A 25,653-nucleotide genomic window follows, 5' to 3' on the forward strand; every position below is an offset into this window, starting at 1 on the left:
ACGATGGGTGGCGGCGCGTCAAGGGGCTGTCGGGGCGACGAGCTTGCGAAGGTCATCGCGAAGTACTTTGTCGCTCGCGTTGCGTGGCAGACGCTCGACGAAGACGACGGCCGTCGGCTTTTTGTAACTCGCGAGATGCTCTCGGCAGAAATCGATTACGGCAGCGTCGGTCAACTGGGTGCCGGGCTTGGCCACCACCACCGCAACCACTGTCTGTCCCCATCGGGGGTGGGGAGCACCCACGACGGCGCAGTCGCTGACAGCTTCGTGGCGCCTGATGACACGCTCGACTTCGGCCGGATAGACATTCATCCCGCCGCTGACGATCAGGTCCGCTCTGCGATCGCTGACTCGCACATAACCCATCGGGTCGATCGAGCCCAAATCACCGCTGTGGTACCACTCGCCGTCGAATGCCAGCTCGGTTGCAGCCTGGTTCTCCCAGTAACCATCTGCCAGACACGGTGAGGAGACCAATAACTCGCCGACAGTTTCGCCATCGTGCGGCAGCGGATTGCCGCGCTCGTCGACGACATCCACATCGGCACCCGGCACAGGCCTGCCGACCGTGTCGAAGACATCCTCACCCATTGGCGCGGCTCCCTGCGCATCCGACCACGATGTCGCGCAGACCAGGCCGCCTGAGTTCTCGGTCATTCCCCACCCTTCGATGAAGCGCGGGCCGACCACGCGCGACAGCTCCCGCAGCACGGAGCCGTCGACCTTCGAGCCCGCATGCAGGATCGACTGCAGGCTGCCGAGGCGTCCCGGCGACGCACCGACGTAGTCGATGAACTCCCGCACGACCGGTGACGGCAACGTCGTGTGGGTAGCGCCATATGTGGTGACCACATCGATCAGATCGTCGACGTGCCAACCCTTTCCCATCAGAATGGAGGCGCCGCCGGTGTAGAGCGTCGGCAACAGGTGAGCGGTCACGCTCGAGGTGAACGACATCGAATTCGTATGGGCCCGCACACCATATAGCGGCAGCCGAACGGCGATCGCCTGACTGCGGCATACGTTGACCACCGAGCGGTGAGTCAACACCGCGGCCTTCGGGTATCCGGTTGTGCCACTGGTGAAAGCCAGGATGTAGGGGGCGTCGGCGGCCGGGGCGGTGTTGTTGGCACTGGCCGCGGCGGCGGCCAGCAGCGTCTCGTAGCCCTTTGCGCCCGCAACCAATTCTTCACCGGGAGTAGCGGTCAGGCGCACATCGCGATCACCCAGCGCGGCCTCGACCATGGGAGCGACCCCATCGGTGAAGAAAAGGGCCGAGATCCGGGCCCGCTCCAAGGCGTATCGCGCTTCGTCGGCTTTGAACCTGGCGTTGACCGGAACGATCACCAATCCGGCCTTGGCGACCGCCAGATAGAGCTCGAAGTACTCGGGGACATCCTCCATCCACGCACCGATGGCATCTCCCGGGCTGAGGCCGGCACCGATCAAAGCGTTCGCCAGTCGGTTTGTCCGCTCGTCCAGCTGTGCATAGTTCAGCACGCGTCCGCCCCGAAGACCTATGGCCGGGGTTGCGGGAGCCCTTCTGGCTATCAGTGTCAGCGCGTCGGCGATGTTACGCATTGTCGTCTCAGACGCCCTCTGAATTGAAACGGGCGATGGCGCTTTTCATTCCGTCTTCGCGCACCCACTGCCGAAGCACTGCGGTTGACGGGTCCTTATGGGTGAGGACATCCCATTCCACACCCTCTAAGACTGCGTTTCTGAAGCCGGCCCGATCCCACACGCGGTTGATCGCAGCCTTTTTCAACTGCAGCACGCTCGCCGGGGTCTTGGCCATGTTCAGCGCCAGGCTGCGAACCGATTCCTCGAGATCGGCGGCAGGCACAGCGAAGTTGGCGTAGCCCCACTCGGCGGCGACCTTGCCCGAGATCTCGCTACCCGCGACCAAGGACATCTGCTTGGCCCGCTGCGGACCGGCGAAAAGGGAGAACATCGGGCCGATCCACCCTCCTCCCGTTGGCAGCTTCGGCCATCCGATGCGGCAGTCCTCACTGACGACGACCAGATCGCAACACATCGGCAGCTGCACACCACCGGCCAGGCAGTACCCATGAACCTGCGCAATGATCGGTTTGGGGCAGTCCCACAACCGCAAATACATGTCGGCCCAGCCGCGCAAGCGCTGCCGATCGTCCCACGGGCTGCTCTCCGCCGCCTGGTAGGTGCCTTTTTGACGGCGGCTCAAGTCGAATCCCGAACAGAACGCTCGGCCGTTGCCGCGAAGGATCCCCACCCGGGCGGTGTCGCTCGCCTCGAACGTGTCGAGCGCGTGCTCCAGGTCGGCACGCATCTCGGGGCTGATCGCGTTCAGCTTCTCCGGTGCGTTCAGCGAAATGATGCCCAACGGACCGTCTTGGTGATATTCGACCAGCGTGGACGTCATCGCTGTACTCCCTTGTCGGTGTTGCCCGTTTCCGGTGCCCCCGCAAATCGGGGCTCGCGCTTCTCCCGAAACGCCGCGGCCGCTTCGCGCGCGTCGTCGGACAACGACGTCATGCGCGAATTCACCGCTTCGTAGTGCAAGACTCGACGCAAATCGGTGCCCATCGCGAAGTTCAGGCTGTCCTTGAATTTGCCGTAGGCGAATGTCGGCCCGCTGGCCAGCCGTGAGCACACCGATTCCGTATAAGACTGCAGTTCTGCCGAGGGCCGCACCGCACTGACCAAGCCCATCAACAGCGCATCGGTGGCGCTGACCCATTCATGCAGCAGCACAAACTCGCGCGCTCGTGCGCTGCCCAGCACGCTGGCGAGCAGAAACGCCAATCCGAAGTTGCCGCTGATGGCCTGCTTCAAAAATCCCGCGCCCAACTTGGCGTCGTCGGCGGCGAATCTCAGGTCGCAGGCAAGCGCAAGGCACAGACCGCCGCCCAGTGCCCATCCCCTGATCATCGCCACCGTGGGCTTGGGCATGCTGACCAGGTGTTCGATGCTGGCGAACCGTCGATCCAGGGCATCGACCTGTTCGTCGATACGCGGGCCGATGTTGTCCTGCGCCGACGCACCACGCGCAGCGTCGGTCATCAACGCCACATCACCGCCGGCGCAAAAGCTCGATCCGCTACCGCAAAGCACCACACACCTGACGTCGGGATTGCGCGCGGCCCAGCCGAGTCGCTCCGCGAGGCTGTCCATCAGCGGTCCGTTCATCGCGTTGAGGCGCTCGGGGCGATTCAGCACGATCCAAGCCACACCGTCGCGGAGCTCAACGAGAACCTCATCAGCCACGGTCTATCCCGTCTGTGGTTGAGAGTGGATGCCCGCCGCAGCTGCTGTCGGTGCACCATTGTTCGCGACATCTCGGGCCGCCAGGTATCCGAAGGCCATCGCGCTGCCGATCGCGGTTCCGCTGTTGTAGCCCCCGCCGAACACCAGGTCGGCCGCCGTGTGCCCACACGCATACAGCCCCGGAATCGGCTGATCGGTGACGCTGATGACGCGTCCGGCGCCGTCGATCACCAGGCCGCCCCGGTTACCGGCTGTGCCCAGGTGCAGTTCGATTGCGTAGTACGGCGGTTCGGAGATCTCACCGAGCACCGGGTTGGGAACATGTTGCGGGTCACCCCAATACCGGTCGTAAGCGTCAGATCCGCGGCCGAATTGCTCATCCGTGCCGGCTGCGGCATCGACGTTGAACGTCGCCACCTGCACGCTGAGCCCGGCCGCATCGATGCCGCACCGTTCCGCCAACTCTTCGAGAGTGAGGGCCTGCGTGATCCACGACGGCACCGGCCCTTTCCCGGAGTCGTTGGGGAAGCCGTACTTTCGGCGGTACTGGCTGTCGGTGATGAGATAGGCGGGAAAGTTCATGTATTTGCGGGTGCGAGAGTCATAGCGCATCCATTCGTCGGTGAAGCAGAAGTGCGACGACTCATTGCCGAAACGACGGCCCGCCCGGTTGACCACCATCGAATGTGGCCGGCTCAGCGGCTCGAGGAACATCAGGTACAGATCCTCGCCATCGTGGGTCTCGCCGGGAATGCGGATGGTCGGATCCCATTGGGCCTGATCCATCAGAGCAGTTGCGGCACCCAGCTGCATCGCCATCACGTGTCCGTCGCCGGTGTTCACCGGGGGCGTGAAAGCGTGGACCTCAGGGATCGGCAGGTAGCGGGTGTTCATCTCACGATTCCATTCGAATCCGCCCGTGTTGAGCAGCACTCCCCCGCGGGCGTGAACGGTCCGTCGGCGACCCCCTATGTCGGCCACCACCCCGGTGACGCGGCCGTGCTCCATCACCAGCTCGCGCACTGGTGCGTTCAGGGCGTACGGCAGGCCCCGCTCCAGATAGGTCCGCCACAGCCCGCCGAGCAGCGCTCGCCCGCCAAGCCACGCGTCCGAGATGGGCCGCCCGGAGAGCAAACGCTGAATGTCCTTGACGAAAGCCAGATGTGGCGAGAACCGGACGTTACGCATATCGGCGTATTCATCCTCGGCGGCGCTGAGCCGTTTGCCGATCGACGCCGGATGGGGCAACACCGTCCGGCCCTCGAGCTTGGCGCCCGGCAACGCCGGATAGTAGTCGGGTTGGCCGGGCCAAACGATGAACTTCATGCCGGTCTGGTCCTCGACGTACTCCAGGACCGGCCCGATCGTCTCGACGTACGCCCGCTGAACCGCGGTGTCGCCGCGACCATGCGAGGCGTGCGACAGGTAGAGCATCGCCTCGTCGAGTGAGTCGGGAATCTCCTTGCGGCGCATGATGTGATTCATCGGCGCCCAGATGACCCCGCCCGAGTATGCGGCTCCTCCGCCCACGCGGTCACTCTTTTCCAAGAGTGCGACAGAAAGACCGGCATCAGCTGCCGCCAGCCCGGCAACCAAGCTTCCCGCTCCGCCACCGACGAGCACCAGGTCGACTTCGTCAGGAGTCGAGGCGGACCTCATTTCCGCTACATCGTCATGACTCACTATTTGATAGCTCCCTCGGTGAGTAGCTGGTCCAACTCTTGATCGGTCAGCCCCAACGTGTCGTGAAGCACTTGTCGGGTGTGCTCGCCCAGACGCGGTGGGTAGGTTGAATTTTCGTGGAATTGTCCGGCTAGTTTCACCGGGTTTCCGAGGACCTCGGCCCTTGCCCCCGATGGGCACTGCAGTCGCATGATCATCGATCGCGAGTCACTTCGCGCGTCTTCCAACGCTTCCGGTACGTCGGTGACAACGGCGGCCGGGACATCACGCTCGTTGCACAGCTCAACCCACTGCGTAGCCGGCCGGCGCCTAAATGCTTCTTCGAGGATCGGCCACAGCGTGGCGCTGTTGGTCAGCCGGTCGGGCCCGCTGCGGTAGCGGGGATCCTCGATGAGGTCGGCGCAATCCAACACCTTGCAAAGTTCTCGCCACATGCGTTCGGTGTTGGCGGTGATCACCAGCCGCTGGCCGTCGCCTGCGACAAACGAGCGATACGTCGGTATCGAAGCGTGTGCACTGCCTTGTGGTCCCGGCGCCGCCCCGGTGAAAAGGGTGTACGCCCCCAGGTAGGAAAGCATGGACAGCAGGCCGTCGAACATCGACACATCGACGATGTGCGCGCCATTGCTACGGTCGCGGTCAGCCAGCTCCGCCAGGATGCCGATGCAGCTGTAGAGCCCGGCGACCAGATCGCCGGCCGGGATGCCCAGCCTGACAGGAGGGCCGCCCGGTTCGCCGGTTGTCATCATCACACCGGACAATGCCTGCACGATGAGGTCGTAGGCGGGCAGCTTGGCGCGTTTTCCGTCGCGACCGAAGCCGGTGATCGACGACCAGATGAGGCGCGGGTGGGCCGCACAGATCGCTTCGGCATCAAATCCCAGCCGATGGCGGGCGCCGGGGCCGAAGTTCTCCACGACGACGTCCACCTTGCCCGCCAGCGAGAGAGCCAGTTCGCGGCCCGCCGACGTCTTCAAGTCGATGACGACCGACTTCTTGTTGCGATTGACGCTGAGGTAATAGACGCTCTCGCCGTCGATGAAGTGCGGGGGGATCGACCTGGAGCTGTCTCCGTGCGGCGACTCGACTTTGATGATCTCAGCGCCCAAATCGCCGAGAACCTGGGTACAGAATGGTCCGGCCAAAAAAGTGCTGAAGTCGAGAACTCTGAGTCCGCGCAGCGGGCCGGCGTTGCCATTCTGAGTGGCCGTCATACCGAATCCCTCTTCAAGCCGGCGGTTTCGGGTATGCGGCCGCCATAGAGTTCCGAAATGTAGTTCGCCTCTTCGACGATGCGTTCGGTGATGGCGCGGATGGTCGCGTCGGTGAGTCGATCGATCGGCGACGTGATGCATATGCACCCGGCCACACCGGCCGGGCCGAACACCGGTGCGGCGACCCCGCAGGCGCCCGGGAGTTTCTCACCCTTGGAGATGGCGAATCCGTTTTGCCGCACAGCTTCGAGTTGAGCTGCCAGCGCAGCCTTGGAGGGCACGGCTGCGCCCGAGGCAGGTGCGGCTCCTTCCTTACGCCGCGCCGCTTCCACGTGCTCTGGATCCAGTTGGGCGAGAATGGCTTTGCCTGACGCGCCCCATACCAGCGACAGCGGGGTCAGCAGGGCGATGCGGTATTGCAGCGCCTGGGTGCCGTCCACGCGTTCGGAGAACATCATCCGGCCCTGCTGCTCGAGATACACACCCAGTAGCGCGGTCTCGTTGAATTCCGCCGCCAACTTGCGAAGCGCCGGCAGCGCAAGTTCAGACAGCTGCATGCCGCGGGTGATTCGGGCCGCCATCCGGTATGCCTCGAGGCCGATCGCGTATTGGCGGGTGTCGGCATTGCGGCTGGCCATCCCGGTGCCCACGAGTACACCGAGAAGCCGGTGCACCGACGAGACCGGCAGGTCGAGTTCCCGTGAAATCGCTCGCACGCCGATACCCCCGCTCGGCGCGTCCGCCAACACTTGAAGCAGCTGGAAGGCCTTCGCGATCGGGCCGTCGGCGGGCTCGATGGCGCTTTCGGCGGTTTCGACTGGCGCCGTATTGGCGGCGCGGCGGCGAGCTGATTTTTTCGCTGGTGGACGGGCCATTTAGCGCACCTTCTCGAATATGTGGACGCAACTTGCGCCGTGATCCATGCCGCTGATACCGCCACCGGTCACGTGGCAGAGGCCCAGTTGGGCTTCAGGAACCTGGCGGGGCCCCGCCATACCGGTGAGCTGCCAGAACATTTCGACGACTTGGGCAGTACCGCTGGCACCGATGGGGTGGCCTTTGGCCAGCAGACCCCCACTGGGGTTCACCACGACATCACCGCCGTAAGTGCTTTGCCCGTCGCGGAGAAACTCTGTGCTCGCGCCACGCTCGCAAAGGCCCAAGATCTCGTAGTAGACCAATTCGGCGATCGTGAACGCATCGTGCAACTCGACGACGTTGAGGTCTTGTGACCGGATGCCCGACTCTTTGTATGCGTCTGTGGCGCACGCGGCGCTGATCTCCGGCCAGATCATGTTGCGATACCCGCTGGCGAATTTCCCGGAGTGCAGGACCGAGGCAAGCACCTTGATCGCGGACTGGCATGCGCCCACAGCAGAACTCACGACGACCGCAGCAGCACCGTCTCCGGTGGGGCAGCACTGCAGCATCGTGAGCGGCTCGGCGATCATTCTCGACGACAACACTTCATCGACCGTTACGGGCGAACGGTATTGCGCGTACGGATTGTTCGCCGCGTGTGTGCGCGCCTTGACGCTGACCGCAGCCAGGTCTTCGAGTTTGGAGTCTTGCCTCTCGTGCAGATATCGCTGCGCCCGCATCGCGTAAAGCGCAGGCATCACCATCCCGCGCCGCACTTCCCAGTCCTCGCCGACCAGTGGAATGGTGCCGCCGTTGAACTGCGTCAGCTTGTCGACTCCGATTACCAGGACGTTGCGGTACCGGCGTTGACGCACGGAGAAAACGGCCTCATAGAGTGCATTCGCACCGCCTGAGCAGGCATTCTCGACGTTGACAATCGGAATTCCGCCCAGGTTGACCTCCTTAGCGATCCGTTGCCCGGTGAGCATGCCGCCAAAGGAGTTGCCGCAGAACACCGCATCGATCTGGCCGGCATCCATCCCGGCGCTGTGCAGCGCGGCCATGACGGCAGGCGCCGCCAGACCGGCGTAGGACGAATTGCGGTGCTTGCCCATGGGAATCATGCCGGCACCGGTCACGAAAGCTTCAGCCATCAGACACCGCCCCGGCGTCGGCCTTCTGGAAGCCCCAATCGTCGTCTCGTAGGGCCAACACCACGGTGTCGCCGATGCCGAAACGGTCCGCGGCACCGAAAAGCCTGCCCAGCACTCGGATTTCGTCGGATAGGTCGACGAATCCCAGTGTGTACGGCACCGCCTGCGTCGACGAAACATGCACCGTGCTGAAGGCGTACAGCGACCCCTCGCTGCCGAGCGCCACCTCTTCTTGAGAGCTGTGATAGCAACGGCTGCACGTCTGTCGCGGCGGAAATGCAACCTGTCGGCATATCGGGCAGCGACTGCCCTGCAGGCATGGCCGCCCGTCGTCGGCTGTCTTCACCACCTCGATCGGGCAGAGATCTTCTACCGGGACGGGGTCCGCGATCGCGGCCGACTGTTGCTTCGACATCTGCCAGCCTCTCCTACCGCTGTTCAGCATAGCGGGACAGTTGTTTCATATCCGATCTTACGCTAGCGTCCGGGTCGGAGATGTTCAAGGTGCTCCCGGCGGCAGGAGGGAAGGATCCGTCGAGTGGCGATGGAACTGCGGCGTCAACAGATCTCAGGCGATGAGCTTTGGTGATGCCGCCTGCTCGAGCGCTGGGTTCAATCTTGCGCCGTCCGACAGTCACTCAAGGAGAGTGAAGATGAGTTCTGCCAACCGCGACACCGCGCCGCTTCGTCACCCCGACCGCTTCTTCATCGGCGGCGAATGGGTGCTTCCGACGTCGCGCAAGCGGATCGACGTGATCCAGCCGGCCACCGAAGAGGTCTATGTGACGGTCGCCGATGCGAGCGCCGACGACATGGACAGGGCCATAGCCGCGGCGCGGGCGGCATTCGATAGCGGTCCATGGCCCAGGCTCACACCCAAGGAGCGGGCCGGCTACCTGCGCGACATCGGCATGGAGATCACCCGCCGCGCCGGCGAGTTGAGCCATATCTGGACCTCAGAGATGGGCATCGTGCATGCCATCGCCCGCGAGACCGTCCCGGGCATCGGTGCGGCATGGACCTCGTATGCGGACCTTGCCGACGACTTCCAGTTCGTGGAACGCCTCCAGCCTCAGGGCGGGCAGGTCCGTTTGCTGGCCCGCGAGCCGGTCGGAGTCGTCGGAGCGATCATTCCGTGGAACGGCCCGTTGGCGATCATCGCGCACAAGGCGGCGCCCGCCCTCTTGGCCGGCTGCACCGTCGTGCTCAAGATGTCACCGGAGGCTCCCGGCGCCGGCTACATGATGGCTGAGATCGCCGAGTCGGTAGGCCTGCCGCCCGGCGTCCTCAACGTCATCACCGCTGATCGCGAGGTCTCCGAACAGCTGGTCAGCGACGCGCGCGTGGACAAGATCGCTTTCACCGGCTCGACCGCGACAGGACGCAGAATCGCCTCGATATGTGCCGAGCGCATCGCGCGGTACACGCTGGAGCTGGGCGGGAAGTCAGCGGCGCTGATACTCGACGACTACGACCTGGCCACGGCCGCGGACTCGCTGTCGGCGTCCACCCGCCGGATGACCGGGCAGGTGTGCTCGGCGCTGACACGGGTGATCATCGACCGGCGGCGTCATGACGACTTCGTCGACGCGCTGGCCGACTCATTTTCGAAGATCAGGGTGGGCGACCCGTTCGACGACTCCACCGACATGGGGCCGCTGGCGATGCAGCGCCAGCTGGACCGGGTGCAACAGTTCATCGCTGCCGGCGTCGCCGGCGGGGCAAAGTTAGTCACCGGAGGCCGGCGTCCGCCCGAACTGAACCGCGGATACTTCATTGAGCCAACCGTTTTCGCCGATGTAGACCACCGCACCCAGATCGCCCAGGAGGAAATCTTCGGACCGGTGCTCAGTGTCATCCCCGCCGAAAACCTCGATGAGGCAATCCATATCGCAAACGACACCATCTACGGACTCAACGCGTCGGTGTTCACCAATCACGAAGACCGCGCCTATGAGGTTTCCCGCGCGCTACGCTCCGGGACCGTCGGCCACAATGCGCAGCGCGCCGACTACGGCATCGCCTTCGGCGGCTTCAAGCAATCGGGTGTCGGCCGGGAAGGCGGCCGGGAAGGTCTGCTGACGTATCTGGAAACCAAGGCGATCATCTTGAACGGCGAACCGTCCGAGCTCATTTGAGCCTCGCCGCCGCCACCGCACGCTGTTGTCGACCAAGGTGTTCTACCTCCAACGTGAGGCTCGCACGTGAGCACCGCAACGACCGAGCCGGGCCGGCCCGCGCTGACAACGGTCCGCGCGTACTCGGTCGTGATCGTCAGCGGCTTGATGACGCTGATCTTGCTGCTTGAATTCACGTTGATATATCCCGCGCTGCCGCGTATGGCACAGGCGTTTCAGACCGGCGCCATCACCTGGTCGATCATCATCGCCGAAATCACCGGCGTCGTGGCGTCACCGTTGATCGGCATGCTTGGCGACCTCTACGGCATCAAGCGGGTGTTTCTCACGGTTGCAGCTGTGTTCGTGCTCGGTTCGCTGATCTGCGCAACTGCCCAGCATCTGGCCGTACTGCTGGCCGGTCGTGCGATGCAGGGCATGGCACTGGGGCTGATCAACATCACCTATTCGATAGTGCGCAATGTGCTTTCGAGACGTGTGGCCGCCATCGGGCTGGGTGTCATCTCATCGATCGTGGGCATCGCGTTCATCATCGGTCCACTGCTGTCAAGCGTGTTGGTCGGCGGGGCCGGCTGGCGCGGGCTGTTCATTTTCTGTGCCCTCTACATGGCGGTGGTGGGCATATTGTTCGCGCGCATCGTGCCGGAGTCCGGCGTGCGCAGGCACTGCAAACCCGACGTGCGTGGCGCGGTGCTTCTGTGCGCCGCGTTGGCGCTGTTGTTCATCCCGATCAGCGAAGGAGGCAGCTGGGGTTGGCATTCGGCGCTCACGCTCGGATCGCTCGGGCTCGGCGCAGCCGCATTGATCGTCTTCATCGTGCGCGCGCTGCACAGTAGCGAACCGCTGGTCGACCTGCGGGTGCTCGGTATGCCGCAAGTGCGCATACCGATACTGGTACAAGTCGCCTGCAACTGGCCGGCGACGATGATGTCGGTGATGTTGCCGATGCTGCTACTGGCCCCCCGCAGCGATCTGGGCTACGGCTTCGGCATCACCGGGGCCTCAATCACCCTGTACTACTTGCCGCATGGGCTGAGCACCATCCTGTTCGGGCCCGCAATCGGAGCGCTTGTCCGGCGTGGCCACGGCATGCTGTTACTGCGCATCAGCACCGTTTCTTACGCGCTCGCTCTGACGGTGCTCGCATTCGAGCACGCTGACACCTGGGGGATGCTGCTCGGCACGGGGATCGCCGGCATAGGTCACGGCGCTGCGTACTCGGCGGTCGGCTATCTCGTGGCCGATGCCGCGCCGGCAGACCAGCGTGGCGCCGCCACCGGAATTATGGGCGCCACCGGCATCTTCGCCGGCGGCATCGGTACCGCCACGCTGGCCTGCATCCTCGCCGCACACGTGACCGGCTACGACAGCTTCCACGCCCCCATCTATTCGAATGCCGCCTTCGTGAACGGATTTCTCACAGGTGTGTTGGTCGCGATGCTCGGGCTGGTTCAGACATTCATCGGCAGGTCGTCGGGGGTGATGAGCGGTAATGCGAAACGTCGGAGAAGCATCCCGACCGCGGCCGCCTGATTTCGCCCGCTACACGCGCCGACCCACCGCCAGCCTGGCGATCATCGCGCCCAGCGCGGTTGGTCGCGGCCCGATAGCCCTTCTGTAGGAACTGGTTTCAGAAAGCCCGGACGCGCCTTGACATCTCTTCACAGGAGACTAGCATCACACAGTGTGATGAAACAAGTGTTCCGGTTTGCTGAACACTTACTCTGCGGGCCGGTTGGCGTCCGCCGATTCGCCAAGCACCCCTACTTTCACTACACCCGTGACGGCTCCGATCGTGAAGGCGCGTCCGCCCTCAACCATGGGAGAAGCCAATGCCCGTGACCGACGTGGATGTTGATCTCAGCAACGAGCAGTTCGGTCGCGAGATCCCGTTCGAGGCGTTCGCGAAGCTTCGGGAAAGTGCCCCGGTGTTCTGGTACGAGCCAGACGAGTATTGGGTGGTGTCCTCCTACGAGCTCGTCAGAGAAGCGAACCGAAACGCAGCCGTATTCTCCAGCTGGGCCGGCCCGCTCGGCGCCGGTGCCGAACGCAAGCCGAGCGACGAACCGGCGGGCGCCAGCACGATACTGACGATGGATCCGCCCAAACACACGCTTTATCGCAGGCTGGTCAACGGATCATTCACGCCACGGGCAATCGCCAAGCGGGAGTCGATGATACGGAGTGTGAGCCGTGAGATTCTTGCTGCGTTCGCCGCAAAGGGAGGCGGTGACTGGGTCGAAGATGTCGCGGGGATTTTCCCGTTCCGGGTGATGGGCGAGCTGATGGGAATCTCCCGGGACGACGAGGCGCCCATCCTGCGTCGGTTGAACCAGCGGCTGATCGGCGACGGGGGTCCGGTGGATCACCAGGCCATCGCTGCTGAGGACGACGCATACGCTGATCGGCTGATTGAGCAGCATCGCAGCCATCCGCGTGGTGATCTTGTCGACCAGTTGCTCGAGGCCCGCGTCGATGGACAGCCCCTGACCCAGGAGGAGTTGCGGGCGTGGGTCAACTTATATATCGGGGCGGGCGGAGAGACGACCAAGCACCTCATCGCCAATGGGCTTGTATGCCTTTTGGAGTGGCCGGAGGCCCGCCGAGCGGTCATCGAGGGCGGCGACCTGGTCAGGGTCGTCGAGGAACTGCTGCGGTTTGTGACGCCCGTGCTCCATCATTCCCGATGGCCGTTGCAGACCGTGGAGATCGGCGGCAAAGTCATCCAGGCCGGCCAACGGACCACACTGTGGATGATCTCCGCGAACCGTGATGAGACGGCATTCAGTCGGCCCAACGAGTTCGATATCACTCGAAACCCCAACCCGCACGACACCTTTGGCCCCACAGGCCCGCATTTCTGTTTGGGTGCGGGTCTGGCTCGCCTCGAAATCCGGGTGTTTCTCGAGGAACTCAGCCCATACCTCGAGGCCATGGAGCTCACACGCGCGCCGACACGAGCCTGCAGCAATGTCTTCAACGCGCTGGCCACCTGCCCGGTAGTGGTGAACTGACAATCCGTCCAACACCGGACCGATTATCGAGCAAGCAAAGGAGCCTGCGGGATGCTCTCTCTCACCGGTAAGGTCGCCATCGTCACCGGAGCCGCCCAGGGAATGGGGGCCGAGCATGCCCGGACATTCGTCGAACTCGGTGCGCGAGTCGCGATCACCGATGTGCGGCGCGAGGAAGGTACCGCCCTGGCGAAAGAGCTTGGCACTGAGGCCGAGTTCTTCGAACTCGACGTCACCGATCCGGATCAGTGGGCTGAGGTGGTCGCTGGTGTCGCCGACAAATGGGGCCCGGCAACGGTTCTGGTGAACAACGCGGGAGTTCCGGGCCCGGTGGTGCACACCGCGGACCTAGCGATCGATGACTATCTCAGGACGATTGCCGTCGATCAGCACGGGACGTTTTTCGGGATGAGAGCGGTGATACCCGGCATGGCCGGGGCCGGTGGCGGCTCTATCGTGAATATCGCCTCGGTGGCCGGCTTCGCCCACGTCCGGCACGTCCCGAACGCCGCGTATACGGCGGCCAAATTCGCTGTCCGGGGCCTGACCCGGGCGGCAGCGATGGAATACGGCGATCACGGCGTCCGAGTGAATTGCGTTCTGCCGGGGCCGGTTTTGACTCCCATGCTGGCTCAGGGCTCGGCGACGGAGGCCGCGATGAAAGCGGTCGGGAACTCTGTTGTGATGAAACGCTGCGCGCAACCGCGCGAAGTGTCGAATCTGGTTGCCTTTCTGGCCTCCGATGCGGCGTCGTTCATCACCGGCGCGGACCACTTCGTAGACGGCGGTCAAGCCGCCGGTTGGTAAGACCGCATTGCTCCAAAGGTAGCGCCGCAACCGCTATCTCCGGCTCGTGACGCGCATGGCTAAGCGCGAGCGGCCAATCCGCACAGTCGCAACGGTGTGAGCTGTCGGGATGTCGCCGCGGTATGTCCAGGCTGCTGTGGCAGCTCTTGAACAAGCCAAGCCAGGCTGTTAGCCTCAACCATGACAGGAGCGGAACATATGTTCCGTTAAATGGAACAGCGAACCTGGTAGCGCTTTGTCTATGCGGCACATTTTTGCGATTGCGATATCGAATGTCGGCGTGCATGCAGGAACGCGCCCGGGGCCGACTCGTGCCACTACTCGCCGAGTTTGCCGGCGACGGCGCACCAACCGCCCGCGCCGCCGACAGCCGTTCCCATGACGCCATGCCAGTCGATAGTTACCTAACTAAGGAGATCCGGTGAACCTCGACTATCCGATGCTCGACGCGGACAATCACTATTACGAACAGGACGACTGCTTTTCCCGGCACATCGAGCCGAAGTTCAAGGATCAAGCGATTCGGCTGGTGGAGTTGCCGGACACCGGAATTCGCCGTTGGGCGCTGAACGAGCGGTTCGTCAGCTTCATCGATCGCAATCCAGCGGATGGGGTGCTGCCGCCCGGCGCCATCGCCGGACTGTTCGCCGGCAAGGCCGACTACTCCGGAGGCGGGCAACAGCCGCGGCCGGCATTCGACGAGCCGGCCTACATGCGACGCTCCGAGCGCCTGGCTCTCATGGACCGGCAGAACATCGAAGCAGCGCTCATGATTCCGACGATGGCGGTGCTCATCGAAGCCGACTTCGATGACCGTCCCGATGTCGTTTGCGCGAACTATCGGTCCTTCAACCGGTGGCTGGAAGACGAGTGGGGCTACGGCGCGGACGGCCGGATCTACGGCGTGCCGCTGTGCACACTGCTCGACATCGACTGGGCCATCGAAGAACTCGAGCGGGTGGCGGCACTCGGCGCGAAGTTGTTCTACCTCAAGACCGGTCCCGTCGGTGGCCGGTCGCCCGCCGACACCAGATTCGACCGATTCTGGACGAGAGTGCAGGAGACCGGACTGCACCCCGTCTTCCACATCGGAGACAACGTCTTCGCGCGTATCTACGCGACGCACTGGGGAGAAGAGCCGGGCCGGGGACACGGCCAGTACTCGGCCCTACAGCACCTGCTGTGCAACGGAGAGCGGCCGATCAGCGACACGCTGGCCGCGCTGGTCCTGCACAACCTGTTCGGGCGCTTCCCCGATATCAAAGTGCTCAGCGTTGAGCACGGCTCTTCGTGGGTGCCACAACTACTCAAGCTGATGGACAAGTCGGCGATGATGGCCCGCAACGGGGAGTGGCCGTTCGGCAGGCTCGACGCGAAGCCGAGTGAAATCTTCAGACAGCACGTCTATCTCACTCCCTACCCCGAGGACGACGTCAAGCACATCGTTGACGTCATGGGTGCCGACCACGTCCTGTTCGGGTCGGACTACCCTCACCCCGAAGGTGTGGCCGAGCCCGACGATTTTCTCGACTTCCTTGCCGGCATGCCCGACTCGGACATCCGGCTGATCATGCGCGACAATCTGGCACACCTTCTCGGCGTATCCGGCTCGCGATGACCGCGAGCGAGCGAAAAGCCGGATGCGCTGTCGTCACCGGCGCCGCCCGCGGTATCGGGCTGGCGACGGCCCGCCGACTCGCGCAGGAGGGCGCATCAGTTGTCCTCGTCGACATGGACCCGCAGGAGACCGCGCGAGCCGCGGCGCAGCTGGACCGAGAAGGCCTGGCAGTGCAGACAGCAGTCGTTGATCTCAGTGACCTCGACGCCGCGACGGATGCCGCCCGCGACCTGCTTCTGCACAGGGCAGATCTCAAGTACTGGGTGAACAACGCCAGCATGACACCCACCGGCCACGACGCGTCCTTCGCGGCAGGCGTGCACGGCTCGCTCATCCTCACCGGTGCGCTGTGCCGCGTCATCGCTCCGTCGATCTGCGAACGCGGTGGCGCCATCGTGAACGTCGCCTCGCTGGCCGCGTTCACCGCCTCGGGCTCGGACTGGTACTCGGCCGCCAAAGCCGGTGTGCTCGGCCTGACGCGGGAACTCGCCGTGCAGTACGCGCCGTCACTACGGGTGAACGCGGTCGCGCCGGGGATCATCAAAACGGATCGAACAACGCGGTACCGCGACGACCCCGTCCTGAGCGCGCGGATCGAGACCGAGTTGCCTATGCGTCGGCTCGGCGAACCCGCAGAGGTTGCCTCCGTCGTGAGTTTCCTGCTCAGCGACGACGCCAGCTATGTAACCGGCGCGACGATCGTGGTCGACGGCGGGCTCGCCGTACGCGGCATGAAGTGACCGTCAAAGGGAGCATCGCCATCAAAGGGACACCTATGGTTCTGAAACTCAGCACTGACGAACTGCTCACCACCACCAGGTCGGTGCGGCGGCGGCTGGATTTCGAGAGGCCTGTCGAGCGGGAGGTGGTGCAGGAATGTCTGCGTCTTGCGGTGCAGGCTCCGTCTGGCATGAATCACCAGCGATGGCATTGGGTGTTGGTGACCGCGCCGGCCAAGAAGGCCGCTCTGGCCGATATCTACCGCCAGTCGTTCACCGCGGTGTACAGGCCCGACGTGGTCGGCGCAATGAGTAAAGACCAACGGCGAATATATGAATCCGCACGCTACCTGGCCGACAATCTGGCGCGGGTGCCGATGATGTTGATCCCGTGCCAATGGCGCCGGGTGGACGGCGCGACGGTGCGCGAGCAGGCTGGGTTTTGGGGATCTCTGCTGCCCGCCGTCTGGAGCTTCATGCTCGCGCTGCGCAGCCGCGGGCTGGGTTCGTGCTGGACGGCAGTGCACCTGGACCAGGAGCGGGCCGCCTCGTCCTTACTCGGCATCCCCTACGAAAAATGTACGCAGGCCGGCCTTTTCCCGATCGCATACACGATCGGCACCGACTTCAAACCCGCGGCGCGCGGACCGCTCGAGGATGTCGTTCATTGGGATGCCTGGTGAATGAGCAGCACGCACTCGACCGACCGCAGCCACGGTCAGCAGGCGCAGGCGCAACGCACTGTACGACGCTGGCGCTGGTGTTGGCGAGGCGATCGGATCGCAGATCTGAGGACCTCGAAGCGGTGCTGCGATCACAGCGCGCCGAGCTGCGGCGAGCCGGCCTAAAGCCACGCGCCGCAGTCGCTGTCGAGCCGGACCCATTCACCGGCACTGCGCATGGTGCTGAAGTGCCGGCGCGAATCGACGGCCTGCTTTCAGTCGAGTTGAGCGCGTCACGGACGCGCGCAGAGTTGGCGGCAGTGTTCCGCAAGAGTGCCGAACAACTGGCGCAGGTCGCGGACCTGGACCGGTCCGGATTGATATATGGAGTACAGCGGGTCATTTTCGGCGGCGACGGGCCGTTGCAGGTCAGTTTCGCACTGCGCAGACGAGCGACGATGGATCATGGGCAGTTCAGCGATTATTGGCTCAATGTGCACGGCCGGATGGCCCGGGAGGCGCCCCGCAGGAAGGCCGGTGGGTACAGACAGCTGCACGCCGATCTGATCGGCAGCCGCGACATCGCGGCGGCCGCCGGCTTCGGGGTAGCCGACTACGACGGAATCGTGTCGTCCGACCACAGCGGCGTCGAACGGATGAAGAAAGCCTTTGGTCATCCCGCAGTGAGCGAGATCGCGTTGGCCGACGAGCGGCGCTTCATCGACCACGCGCGGTCGGCCATCGGCCTGCTGCGAAAGCTGTTGTGAGAAAGGCGAGACGAAGTGGGTCAGCTCCAGGATAAGGTCGCGATCGTCACGGGATCATCGAGCGGCATCGGAGAAGCCATCGCGCGCCGGTTCGCTGCGGAGGGTGCCGCCGTGGTAGTGAACTCGGTCAGCTCGTCCCGCGAAGGGAAACGCCTCGCGGCCGACCTGCCGAATGCCGTTTACGTTCAGGCCGATGTCGCTGGCGAGTCCGATGCCTGCAGGCTCGTCGCGGCCGCAGTTGAACGGTGGGGCCGCCTCGACATCGTGGTCAACAATGCGGCGATCGGCCCGCAGCTGCCCCATGCTGACCTGGCGGGCCTTTCCGACGAGTTATGGCAGCAGGTTCTCCAGGTCAACCTGATGGGACCGTGGTACCTCCTGCGCGCCGCAGAGCCGCACCTTCGGCGCCACGGCGACGGCGCCGTAGTCAACGTCACAAGCGTGGCGGGTCTGCGGCCCACCGAGAACACGACGACAATCCCGTATCACATCTCGAAGTCCGCACTCAACCACCTTACGGTCTTGCTGGCCAATGTATTTGGTCCCGAGGTGCGGGTGAACGCCGTGGCCCCCGGCGGCATCGAGACGCCGATGTGGCCACAGCCGGCGGACAAGCTACGGGCATCGGTGTCGGCGCGCACCATTCTCGGCCGGCCCGGTCAGCCGTCTGAGATCGCCGAGGCGTGCTTGTTGCTTGCCCGGCCCGGCTACATCACCGGACAGATCCTGGCTGTCGACGGTGGCATGTCGGTCAAAGTGCACCGCTGAACAGCGAGGGGCGCCTGACATTGGATCACCGCCGGCTTCCCATTGGGTGCGCGATGGAGATCGCCCAGCGAATAGCCCTGCCAACCAAGGGAACTCGCCCGCGCAGGGCGGCGGTAGCATTCCTGTACCTCAGGCCGGTGGCACCGGTTCGAAACGCAGCAGCGCTGAGCCTTCGCCGGTCTTGGCGAACACGCTCTTCACCGGCATCCCGATCCGGACATCAGCGGGATCGACACCGACGATGTTCGTCATCACCCGCGGCCCCTCTTGCAGCTCCACGTAAGCCAGTACGTAGGGCTCACCGCGGTAGACACCATCACCCTTGTGGTTCACCGTGAAGCTGTACACCGTTCCACGTCCGGAGCCTTCGAACCACTCGGTGTTGAAGCTGCCACATTCAGGGCACAGATCGCGGGGATACCAGATCGTGGCGTCGCAGCTGCTGCACCGCTTCAGCAACAACTGTCCCGCATCCGCAGCGCGCCAGAAGGGTTCGGTTTCCGGATTGACAAGCGGGGCAGGCGCGGGCAAGTTCGACCGATCCGCCATGATTACTCCTCTGCACCCAAAATGGCTGTGACGCTACCCATTCGGCTGCCGAGGGTGCCGCCGGTCCCGTGCACAAGCGCGATTTCACAGTTGGGCACCTGCACGGCCGGATGAGCTTCGCCTCGTAGCTGGCGCACCGCTTCGATGATCTTCGTTACCCCTCCCCGGTTGGCAGGATGGTTATTGCACAAGCCGCCACCGTCGGTATTGAAGGGCAGCCGCCCGCCCGGGGAGAGCAGCCCGCCGTCGGAGACGAAAACGCCGCCTTTGCCCTTCTCGCAGAATCCCAGGTCTTCAAGAGTCATCAGCACCGTGATGGTGAACGAGTCGTAGATGGACGCATAGTCGATGTCGGCCGGGGTGACACCGGCCTGTTCGAAGGCTTGTGGCCCTGAGCGCACCGCACCGGTATACGACAAATCGATCCGTCCGTCTGAACTGTGTTTCAACGCCTCGCCGTGACCCAACAGCACCGCACCGCGCCGGCTCAGGTCCTTGGCGACTTCCGGAGCCGCCACCACCAGCGCGCCACCGCCATCGGTGACGATGCAGCAGTCCAGCCGGTGCAGCGGCTCGCTGACCCACGGTGAGTCGAGGACCTCCTCGACCGTCACCGGCTTCTGCATGAAGGCGTGCGGGTTATGTTGTGCGTGAAGCGATGCAGCCACCTTGATCTCGGCGAGTTGAGCGCTGGTGGTGCCATAGTCGTACATATGCCGCTGAGCCGCCAACGCGTACAGCGCGGGTGTGGTTGTCCCGTATACGGTCTCGAAGGGGGCTTCCGGCGCCTCCCATATCGTGCGCACCGACGCGGTGGAGCGGGGCAGGCCGGCCAGCGTGATCAGCACCACGCGGCACTTGCCGGCCGCAATCGCCGCTGCTGCATGACCGAGGTGCGCCACCGGCGCAGACCCGCCCACGTCCGTCGAGTCGAAGTAGGTCACGTTTTTCAGACCCAAATATTGGGCCATGGATACCGGCCCCAAGCCCGGCGCATCACCCGCGCAGCAGTAGCCGTCGACATCGGCGAGCTGCAATCCGGCGTCGGTGAGCGCCCCGATCGCCACCTCGCCGTGCACCTGCGCAACGGACTTGCCCGGGATGACCCGGTCGGGGTGTTCGTATGCCCCGACGACCCGGATGCAGGACTTGGTGTTTCTCACCGCGCCTGTGCTGCCGCCGACGGCTCAGCCGCACCGTCGTTGGCCCGTCCGATACCCAGAGCCGGAATCCGATTCTCTTGCGCCACTGGGCGAAACGCCGCTTCGATCATGTGGAATGCAGTCGGCAGGTCCCACGGACCGGGCGACACGATCTCCCGGATCACCTGCGGCACGTTGAACAGCCCGATCTGGTAGCCGGCGGCGAGCAGGACCTGACCGTTACACCAGTCTGAGCGTTCGCTGGCCAGGTACGCCACCGCGGGGGCGACGTTGTCGGGGGACATCTCGTCTGAGCCTTGCTGCATGGCACTGGGCCGGGATGCCTGACGGTCCGCCGGCACGCTGGCGCCCATCCGGGTGGTGGCCGCGGGGCTGATCGCGTTCGTCGTCACCCCGTACTTCTGCAGCGCGTGGGCGCATGAATAGGTCAACCCGACGACGCCCATCTTCGCGGCCGCATAGTTCGGCTGTCCGGCGGCGCCGTGCAGACCCGACCCGGAGGTGAAATGGATGAGCCGAAAGTGCCCGTCCGGGCGCCGCAGCCCCCGCCAGTAGCTTGAGGAGTGCCGGGTGAGGTTGAACGCTCCCCGCAGATGGACCCGGATAACTGCGTCCCAATCCTCCGGGGCCATGTTGAAGATCATCTTGTCGCGCAGGATGCCCGCGACGTTGACGACGACGTCCAACTTCCCGTAGGTATCGATGGCCTGCGTGACCAGCTCGCCGGCCTTGTCGAAGTCCGCGATGTCGTTCAGGTTGGCCACGGCTTCGCCGCCACTCTCGCGGATCTCCTTCACCACGCTGGCGGCCGGGCTGTCGTCACCGCCGACTCCATCGACCGATGCACCAAGGTCATTCACCACCACCCGGGCACCCTCGCCGGCCAAGAGCCGCGCAATGCTGGCACCGATTCCGCGCCCGGCGCCGGTCACCACCGCCACCCGTCCATCTAGCAGTGCAGTCACTTACTTCCTCCGTCGCAGATTGGTTGCCAGGGTTACGATTTCACGCCGACCGGCGCAGCCGCGTCGGCAAGGACCCGCTCAATGCGATAGAGCTTCGCGGCGTTGTAGCGCAGGATCTTGTCCCGCACCGTGGTGTCGAGGCCCTCGGTGAAGGCGACTGCCTGTTGCCGGGTATGCGGCCAGGTACCGTCGGGGTGCGGGTAATCAGCCTCGAAGCACAGGTTGTCCTCCCCCAGCAGATCCAAGTGCCGCAGGCAATCGACGTCGTCGAACACGCAGGCGTAGACATGGTCGGCGAGATACGTGCTCGGTGGTTGGGGCAGCGGGGGCTCGGGATTGCGGTAGTCGCGGCCTGGTGACCAGATGTTATCCAGGCGGTGCACCAGGAACGGGATCCAGCCGGCCTGCGCTTCGGAGAACGCGATCTTCAAATTCGGGTGACGGATGAACGCACCGCAGTAAAGCCAATCGGTAAGGGAAAACGCGGAATTGCTGAAATGGTTGGCGATCCGAACGCCCGGTGGGGCATCCTGCGATGTCGTGTGCTGCGTGGAGCTCGATCCGATGTGCATGTTGATGACCGTGTCGGTCTCCGCACACGCCGCGAAGAACGGCTCCCAGTAGCCCGAGTACATCGACGGCAGCCCGAGCCGTGCCGGGATTTCGGAAAAACACACTGCGCGAGCGCCTCTCGCCGCGTTGCGGTGCACCTCAGAGACCGCTTCTTCGACGTCCCACAGCGGGATGATCGTCGAAGAGATCAGGCGCTCATCTGAGGGGCCCTGCCATTCTTCGAGTAACCAATCATTGAATACCCGTACACATTCGAGCGCGACCGTCTTGTCTTTGGCTTCAAGGAAGCGTTGTCCGCAGAACCGCACGAAGTTGTTCGGGAAGCACACCGCGGACTCGATACCGTCGATGTCCATGTCGGCCAACCGGGCTTCGCGGTCGTAGCCCCCCTTGCGAACCTCGTCCAATGTCATGGGAAGCAGGTCGACCTCGGTGTCATCCATTCCGACCGCCTGAAATGCGCGGAGCAGCGGCACTTCGACGTCCTCGTAGACCCACACGTCTGCCCACACCAGCTCGTCTGATCCGCTGCGGGCGGCCCCGGGCGATACTTTCTTTCTCACCACGTGCGGGACTGCATCGCCTTTGGTCGCCCCCATTCGTTCGGTCCACAGGGTCGGCGGTTCGACCACGTGGTCGTCGACGGAAACGATCCCCGGCAGCTGTGTCGTATCGGGTTGCGACTCCTGGGCCGTCGCCGCTGGCCGGTTTCCTGTGATGGTTGTCATGGCTCCTCCAATTACCTGGATCTGGGTGGTCAGAAAACGACGACGCCCCGGATGTTTCGGCCGGCTATCAGGTCGTCGAGCGATTCGTTGATCGATTCGAGCGGATAGGTTTTGGACACGAACTTCTCCAAAGGCAGCCGCCCGGCACGGTAGAGCTCGAGGTAGCGAAGGACATCGCGATGCGGGTCCATACCGCCGTACATCGTTCCGACGACGCTCTTGGAGTCTCGCATCAGCAATGCCGGAGATGTCGGAATGTGATCGAGCTGGCTTTCGGCCGCCCCCACGACGACGGCGGTGCCACCGGAATCCAGACAATCGATGGCTGCGCTGAGATGCTCGGGCCGGACCACGTCGATACAGAGGATCGACTTATCCACCCCGTACCCACCTGTTGCTTGCCGGACGGCTCGAACAGAATCGGTGTCGCGGGCGTTGACCGCGTGCGTGGCACCCAAAGACCGCGCCATCTCCAACTTTTGATCAGCGATGTCGATGGCGATCACCGCGGCCGCGCCGGCCGCGATTGCGCCGGCAATCGCGGCGGCTCCGACTCCCCCCGCGCCGAACACCGCGACCGAGTCGCCGGCCCGCACCGCGGCCACATTCACCGCAGCGCCCACCCCCGTCGATATACCGCAGCTAACGAGCGAGGCGTGTATCAGATCAATGTCGGAAGGTACGACGACACAAGCGGTTTCCGGGGACACGGTGAACTGGCTGAAGCTGCCCAGGCGCATTCCGGTCCCAATCGCCCTGTCGGCGCGGTGCATTCTGAACGTGCCGTCCATCATCGTGCCGTCGGCGACACCGAGACCGACCTCGCAGTAGGTGAACTTGCGGCGACGACACCGATAGCACCGTCCACAGGGCGCTACGAAGGTCTGCACCACGTGGTCGCCGACCGACACCCCTTTCACACCGGGACCGACCGCTTCGACGATCCCGGCGCCTTCGTGGCCGATCACCGCCGGCAGTCGCATCGTGCGGCGCCCGGTCATGAAGTGATGATCCGAGTAGCACACGCCCGCGGCCACCATGCGCAGCAGGACCTCGCCCTCCCCCGGCGCGTCGAGCTCTATTTGCTCAACACTGAGGGGCTGGTTTGCTTCCCACAGCACTGCGGCTGTCGTTTCCACCGGTTCTCCTTGGTTGTCAGCTCATCGCAGAGTTCATTGGATTCTGAAAACCTCGAGACAGTTGTCGTGTATGAACCGTCGCTTGATCTCTTCGCTTTTGAACGGCAGCGCGGCCGCCTCCTGCACGGCTCTCTCGATGCTCAGTAACGGATAGTCCGACGCCCACATCACCTGCAGGCTGCCACGGCTATTGAGGTGGTGAATGATCTCGTCGGGAATGTAGCGAGGAGCCCAGCCGGACGTCATCAGATAAAAGTTCGGGTGCTTTTGAAGCAGCGCAACGGTTTCCAGGTGCCACGGATGTCCGATGTGGGTGCCGACGACTTTGAGTTCGGGAAATGTGAGGAGCACTTCGTCGAGCAGCATCGGCCGCTGCAGCTCGGCCGGACGCAACGGCCCCGGCAAGCCCAGATTGACCGTGACGGGCACATCCAGTTCAACGCACTTCGCATAGATCGGGTAGCACAGCGGATGGTTGATCGGGATCCCGTGGCCGGCGGGAAACAGTCGGGCAGCAAGGATTCCGTAATCTATGACGGCGCGCTCGAGCTGGCGCACCGCGCGCATCGCCCCCCACGGATCGATCAGCACCGAGCCGTAGATGCGATCGGGGTAGCGTTTCATCGCGCCGGCCAGCTCGGTCAGGAACATGTCGAAAATGTCGTCCGGCATACCGGAAGTGGGCTGAAACGGCCCGCGCGGGCGGGTGTCGGGATGGTGCCAGCTCATTCGCGCCGACATCAGCGCCTTGTCGACACCGCAGTCGTCCATGGCGGCGATGAGCTGATCGAGTGTGCTTCCCTTGTTACGGCTTTCCTCCTGCGCGTGGAACCACTTCTTGACATTGCTGCTCAGCTCGTCGGGCTGCACGAGGACGTCCTCGGCCGGTACCGGGGTATTGACCCACGCGTCTACGTACTTATCCACCGAACAGCTCCTCGGGGAAGTCGGTGTTCTTGTCGAGCTTCCAAGCCGGAGGGCGCTTTTCGACGAATGCGCTGATTCCTTCCTTGGAATCAGCTTGGTCGACCGTCCACGCTGAAAGCCCACGCTCGATCGCTTCGGCACGCTGGCGGTCGGGCTCTGTCAGGAATCGGTTGATGAGGCGCTTGGTCAGTGCCCCCGATACCGGCGCGACGTTCTCGGCGATGTCCGCGGCGATGGCGTTGGCCCGCGACAGCACCTGGTCGGCCGGTACGGCTTCGTTGGCGATGCCCAGCCCGACGGCTTCGGCGCCAGTGAAAATGCGTCCCGTCAGAAGGACGTCCATCGCGCGGCCCAGCCCGATCAGACGCGGCAACAGCCAGGTGGATCCCAATTCCGGAAGCAGTCCCCGCCGGTTGAATACGAATCCGTATTTGGCGCCCTCGGCCACCACCCGAAGATCCCATTGCATGGCCAGCGTCATCCCCGCACCCACGGCGGCGCCGTTCATGGCGGCAATGATGGGTGTGTTCATCTCCCAGTACGGCACCTGATCCGGCGGCGGGGCGGTCGGCCGGGGCGAGGCCGCCTGTGCCTCGTCGCTCATATCCGCTCCGGCGCAAAAAGCGCGTCCGGCACCGGTGACGAGGATGACGCGCACATCGCCGCGACGGTCAAAATCCGTGATGGCATCCCGCAACTCGACGCCCATCAAAGGCGTCCAGGCATTCATTCGTTCCGGACGATTGAGCGTGACCCGGCCGACTCCATCGGACACCTCGGTTGAAATCGTCTCGTACGCGGATGGCTCGATCATCGGCGAGCGCCCTTCCGTGGCGTGCTTGCGGTACCCGCGCGAAGCCGAACGAACGCGTGTACCGCGTCGTCGCAGGCTATTCCCGGCCCGAGAGCACTCACTGAATTCTTCCTCGCAACCCCGAACGTGCTCCTAGCCGAC

General features: G+C 64.1%; 24 protein-coding genes. 9 read left to right on the forward strand and 15 right to left on the reverse strand.

Annotated elements, in window-relative coordinates; all coding sequences use genetic code 11:
- Positions 1-18 precede the first annotated feature (18 nt).
- Genes G6N47_RS28105 through G6N47_RS28140 form a run of 8 tightly spaced genes read right to left on the reverse strand, consistent with a single transcriptional unit; the run spans position 19 to position 8,576 of the window.
- Positions 19-1,581, reverse strand: a complete 1,563-nt coding sequence (locus G6N47_RS28105; RefSeq protein ID WP_083130554.1) for a class I adenylate-forming enzyme family protein — start codon at positions 1,579-1,581, stop codon at positions 19-21.
- 7 nt (positions 1,582-1,588) lie between these two features.
- Complete coding sequence (locus G6N47_RS28110) at positions 1,589-2,404, reverse strand: enoyl-CoA hydratase-related protein (RefSeq protein ID WP_083130555.1); 816 nt, start codon at positions 2,402-2,404, stop codon at positions 1,589-1,591.
- Positions 2,401-3,249: an enoyl-CoA hydratase-related protein gene (locus G6N47_RS28115; RefSeq protein ID WP_083130556.1), complete on the reverse strand. Its 849-nt coding sequence runs from the start codon at positions 3,247-3,249 to the stop codon at positions 2,401-2,403. The genes G6N47_RS28110 and G6N47_RS28115 overlap by 4 nt, the downstream gene beginning before the upstream one ends.
- 3 nt (positions 3,250-3,252) lie before the next feature.
- Complete coding sequence (locus tag G6N47_RS28120; RefSeq protein WP_083130557.1) at positions 3,253-4,908, reverse strand: FAD-dependent oxidoreductase; 1,656 nt, start codon at positions 4,906-4,908, stop codon at positions 3,253-3,255.
- A gap of 23 nt (positions 4,909-4,931) precedes the next feature.
- Positions 4,932-6,146, reverse strand: coding sequence for a CaiB/BaiF CoA transferase family protein (locus G6N47_RS28125; protein WP_083130558.1), 1,215 nt, complete (start codon positions 6,144-6,146; stop codon positions 4,932-4,934).
- Positions 6,143-7,021: an IclR family transcriptional regulator gene (locus tag G6N47_RS28130; RefSeq protein WP_083130559.1), complete on the reverse strand. Its 879-nt coding sequence runs from the start codon at positions 7,019-7,021 to the stop codon at positions 6,143-6,145. The genes G6N47_RS28125 and G6N47_RS28130 overlap by 4 nt, the downstream gene beginning before the upstream one ends.
- Positions 7,022-8,161 carry a thiolase family protein gene (locus tag G6N47_RS28135; protein WP_083130560.1) on the reverse strand — a complete coding sequence of 380 codons (1,140 nt, stop codon included), beginning with the start codon at positions 8,159-8,161 and terminating at the stop codon, positions 7,022-7,024.
- Positions 8,154-8,576 (reverse strand): Zn-ribbon domain-containing OB-fold protein, encoded by a 423-nt coding sequence (locus G6N47_RS28140; protein ID WP_163659949.1) that lies wholly within the window; start codon positions 8,574-8,576, stop codon positions 8,154-8,156. The genes G6N47_RS28135 and G6N47_RS28140 overlap by 8 nt, the downstream gene beginning before the upstream one ends.
- A gap of 238 nt (positions 8,577-8,814) precedes the next feature.
- Between G6N47_RS28140 and G6N47_RS28145 the strand changes: the two genes are divergently transcribed.
- From G6N47_RS28145 to G6N47_RS28185, 9 genes are all read left to right on the forward strand, one after another.
- On the forward strand, positions 8,815-10,299 hold the full coding sequence (locus tag G6N47_RS28145; RefSeq protein WP_083130562.1) for an aldehyde dehydrogenase: 1,485 nt from the start codon (positions 8,815-8,817) through the stop codon (positions 10,297-10,299).
- Between the two features lie 66 nt (positions 10,300-10,365).
- Entirely contained in the window at positions 10,366-11,832 is a 1,467-nt protein-coding gene (locus tag G6N47_RS28150; RefSeq protein WP_083130563.1) for an MFS transporter, read from the forward strand.
- 299 nt (positions 11,833-12,131) lie between these two features.
- Entirely contained in the window at positions 12,132-13,313 is a 1,182-nt protein-coding gene (locus G6N47_RS28155) for a cytochrome P450 (RefSeq protein WP_083130564.1), read from the forward strand.
- A 51-nt stretch (positions 13,314-13,364) separates the two neighbouring features.
- Positions 13,365-14,120 (forward strand): SDR family NAD(P)-dependent oxidoreductase, encoded by a 756-nt coding sequence (locus G6N47_RS28160; RefSeq protein ID WP_083130565.1) that lies wholly within the window; start codon positions 13,365-13,367, stop codon positions 14,118-14,120.
- Between the two features lie 421 nt (positions 14,121-14,541).
- Positions 14,542-15,738, forward strand: coding sequence for an amidohydrolase family protein (locus tag G6N47_RS28165; protein WP_083130566.1), 1,197 nt, complete (start codon positions 14,542-14,544; stop codon positions 15,736-15,738).
- Entirely contained in the window at positions 15,735-16,478 is a 744-nt protein-coding gene (locus tag G6N47_RS28170; protein ID WP_083130567.1) for an SDR family NAD(P)-dependent oxidoreductase, read from the forward strand. The genes G6N47_RS28165 and G6N47_RS28170 overlap by 4 nt, the downstream gene beginning before the upstream one ends.
- A 35-nt stretch (positions 16,479-16,513) precedes the next feature.
- Positions 16,514-17,140: a nitroreductase family protein gene (locus G6N47_RS28175; RefSeq protein ID WP_083130865.1), complete on the forward strand. Its 627-nt coding sequence runs from the start codon at positions 16,514-16,516 to the stop codon at positions 17,138-17,140.
- Positions 17,141-17,367: 227 nt separating this feature from the next.
- Positions 17,368-17,886 carry an EthD domain-containing protein gene (locus G6N47_RS28180; protein ID WP_163659951.1) on the forward strand — a complete coding sequence of 173 codons (519 nt, stop codon included), beginning with the start codon at positions 17,368-17,370 and terminating at the stop codon, positions 17,884-17,886.
- A gap of 15 nt (positions 17,887-17,901) precedes the next feature.
- Entirely contained in the window at positions 17,902-18,654 is a 753-nt protein-coding gene (locus tag G6N47_RS28185; protein ID WP_083130569.1) for an SDR family NAD(P)-dependent oxidoreductase, read from the forward strand.
- 129 nt (positions 18,655-18,783) lie between these two features.
- On the opposite strand, the gene G6N47_RS28190 is transcribed toward G6N47_RS28185, so the two are convergent.
- Genes G6N47_RS28190 through G6N47_RS28220 form a run of 7 tightly spaced genes read right to left on the reverse strand, consistent with a single transcriptional unit; the run spans position 18,784 to position 25,512 of the window.
- A complete protein-coding gene (locus G6N47_RS28190) occupies positions 18,784-19,203 on the reverse strand; it encodes a Zn-ribbon domain-containing OB-fold protein (protein ID WP_083130570.1) in 420 nt (139 codons plus the stop codon).
- Positions 19,204-19,205: 2 nt separating this feature from the next.
- Positions 19,206-20,366 (reverse strand): thiolase domain-containing protein, encoded by a 1,161-nt coding sequence (locus G6N47_RS28195; RefSeq protein WP_179966482.1) that lies wholly within the window; start codon positions 20,364-20,366, stop codon positions 19,206-19,208.
- On the reverse strand, positions 20,363-21,331 hold the full coding sequence (locus G6N47_RS28200; protein ID WP_232080456.1) for an SDR family NAD(P)-dependent oxidoreductase: 969 nt from the start codon (positions 21,329-21,331) through the stop codon (positions 20,363-20,365). Before G6N47_RS28200 ends, G6N47_RS28195 begins: the two co-directional genes overlap by 4 nt.
- Before the next feature lie 32 nt (positions 21,332-21,363).
- Positions 21,364-22,632, reverse strand: a complete 1,269-nt coding sequence (locus tag G6N47_RS28205) for an amidohydrolase family protein (RefSeq protein WP_083130571.1) — start codon at positions 22,630-22,632, stop codon at positions 21,364-21,366.
- Between the two features lie 29 nt (positions 22,633-22,661).
- Positions 22,662-23,771, reverse strand: a complete 1,110-nt coding sequence (locus G6N47_RS28210; protein ID WP_083130572.1) for a zinc-binding dehydrogenase — start codon at positions 23,769-23,771, stop codon at positions 22,662-22,664.
- Between the two features lie 33 nt (positions 23,772-23,804).
- A complete protein-coding gene (locus G6N47_RS28215) occupies positions 23,805-24,698 on the reverse strand; it encodes an amidohydrolase family protein (protein ID WP_163659953.1) in 894 nt (297 codons plus the stop codon).
- Positions 24,691-25,512: an enoyl-CoA hydratase/isomerase family protein gene (locus tag G6N47_RS28220; RefSeq protein WP_083130574.1), complete on the reverse strand. Its 822-nt coding sequence runs from the start codon at positions 25,510-25,512 to the stop codon at positions 24,691-24,693. Before G6N47_RS28220 ends, G6N47_RS28215 begins: the two co-directional genes overlap by 8 nt.
- Positions 25,513-25,653 lie beyond the last annotated feature (141 nt).

The organism is Mycobacterium branderi, assembly GCF_010728725.1.
GTDB lineage: Bacteria > Actinomycetota > Actinomycetes > Mycobacteriales > Mycobacteriaceae > Mycobacterium > Mycobacterium branderi.

What these genes read in the sequence shown, in the direction of transcription:
- G6N47_RS28105 (WP_083130554.1), bottom strand. Translation starts at nt 1,581, where the DNA reads ATGCGTAACATCGCCGACGCGCTGACACTGATAGCCAGAAGGGCTCCC.
- G6N47_RS28110 (WP_083130555.1), bottom strand. Translation starts at nt 2,404, where the DNA reads ATGACGTCCACGCTGGTCGAATATCACCAAGACGGTCCGTTGGGCATC.
- G6N47_RS28120 (WP_083130557.1), bottom strand. Translation starts at nt 4,908, where the DNA reads ATGAGGTCCGCCTCGACTCCTGACGAAGTCGACCTGGTGCTCGTCGGT.
- G6N47_RS28125 (WP_083130558.1), bottom strand. Translation starts at nt 6,146, where the DNA reads ATGACGGCCACTCAGAATGGCAACGCCGGCCCGCTGCGCGGACTCAGA.
- G6N47_RS28130 (WP_083130559.1), bottom strand. Translation starts at nt 7,021, where the DNA reads ATGGCCCGTCCACCAGCGAAAAAATCAGCTCGCCGCCGCGCCGCCAAT.
- G6N47_RS28135 (WP_083130560.1), bottom strand. Translation starts at nt 8,161, where the DNA reads ATGGCTGAAGCTTTCGTGACCGGTGCCGGCATGATTCCCATGGGCAAG.
- G6N47_RS28140 (WP_163659949.1), bottom strand. Translation starts at nt 8,576, where the DNA reads ATGTCGAAGCAACAGTCGGCCGCGATCGCGGACCCCGTCCCGGTAGAA.
- G6N47_RS28145 (WP_083130562.1), top strand. Translation starts at nt 8,815, where the DNA reads ATGAGTTCTGCCAACCGCGACACCGCGCCGCTTCGTCACCCCGACCGC.
- G6N47_RS28155 (WP_083130564.1), top strand. Translation starts at nt 12,132, where the DNA reads ATGCCCGTGACCGACGTGGATGTTGATCTCAGCAACGAGCAGTTCGGT.
- G6N47_RS28160 (WP_083130565.1), top strand. Translation starts at nt 13,365, where the DNA reads ATGCTCTCTCTCACCGGTAAGGTCGCCATCGTCACCGGAGCCGCCCAG.
- G6N47_RS28170 (WP_083130567.1), top strand. Translation starts at nt 15,735, where the DNA reads ATGACCGCGAGCGAGCGAAAAGCCGGATGCGCTGTCGTCACCGGCGCC.
- G6N47_RS28175 (WP_083130865.1), top strand. Translation starts at nt 16,514, where the DNA reads ATGGTTCTGAAACTCAGCACTGACGAACTGCTCACCACCACCAGGTCG.
- G6N47_RS28190 (WP_083130570.1), bottom strand. Translation starts at nt 19,203, where the DNA reads ATGGCGGATCGGTCGAACTTGCCCGCGCCTGCCCCGCTTGTCAATCCG.
- G6N47_RS28205 (WP_083130571.1), bottom strand. Translation starts at nt 22,632, where the DNA reads ATGACAACCATCACAGGAAACCGGCCAGCGGCGACGGCCCAGGAGTCG.
- G6N47_RS28220 (WP_083130574.1), bottom strand. Translation starts at nt 25,512, where the DNA reads ATGATCGAGCCATCCGCGTACGAGACGATTTCAACCGAGGTGTCCGAT.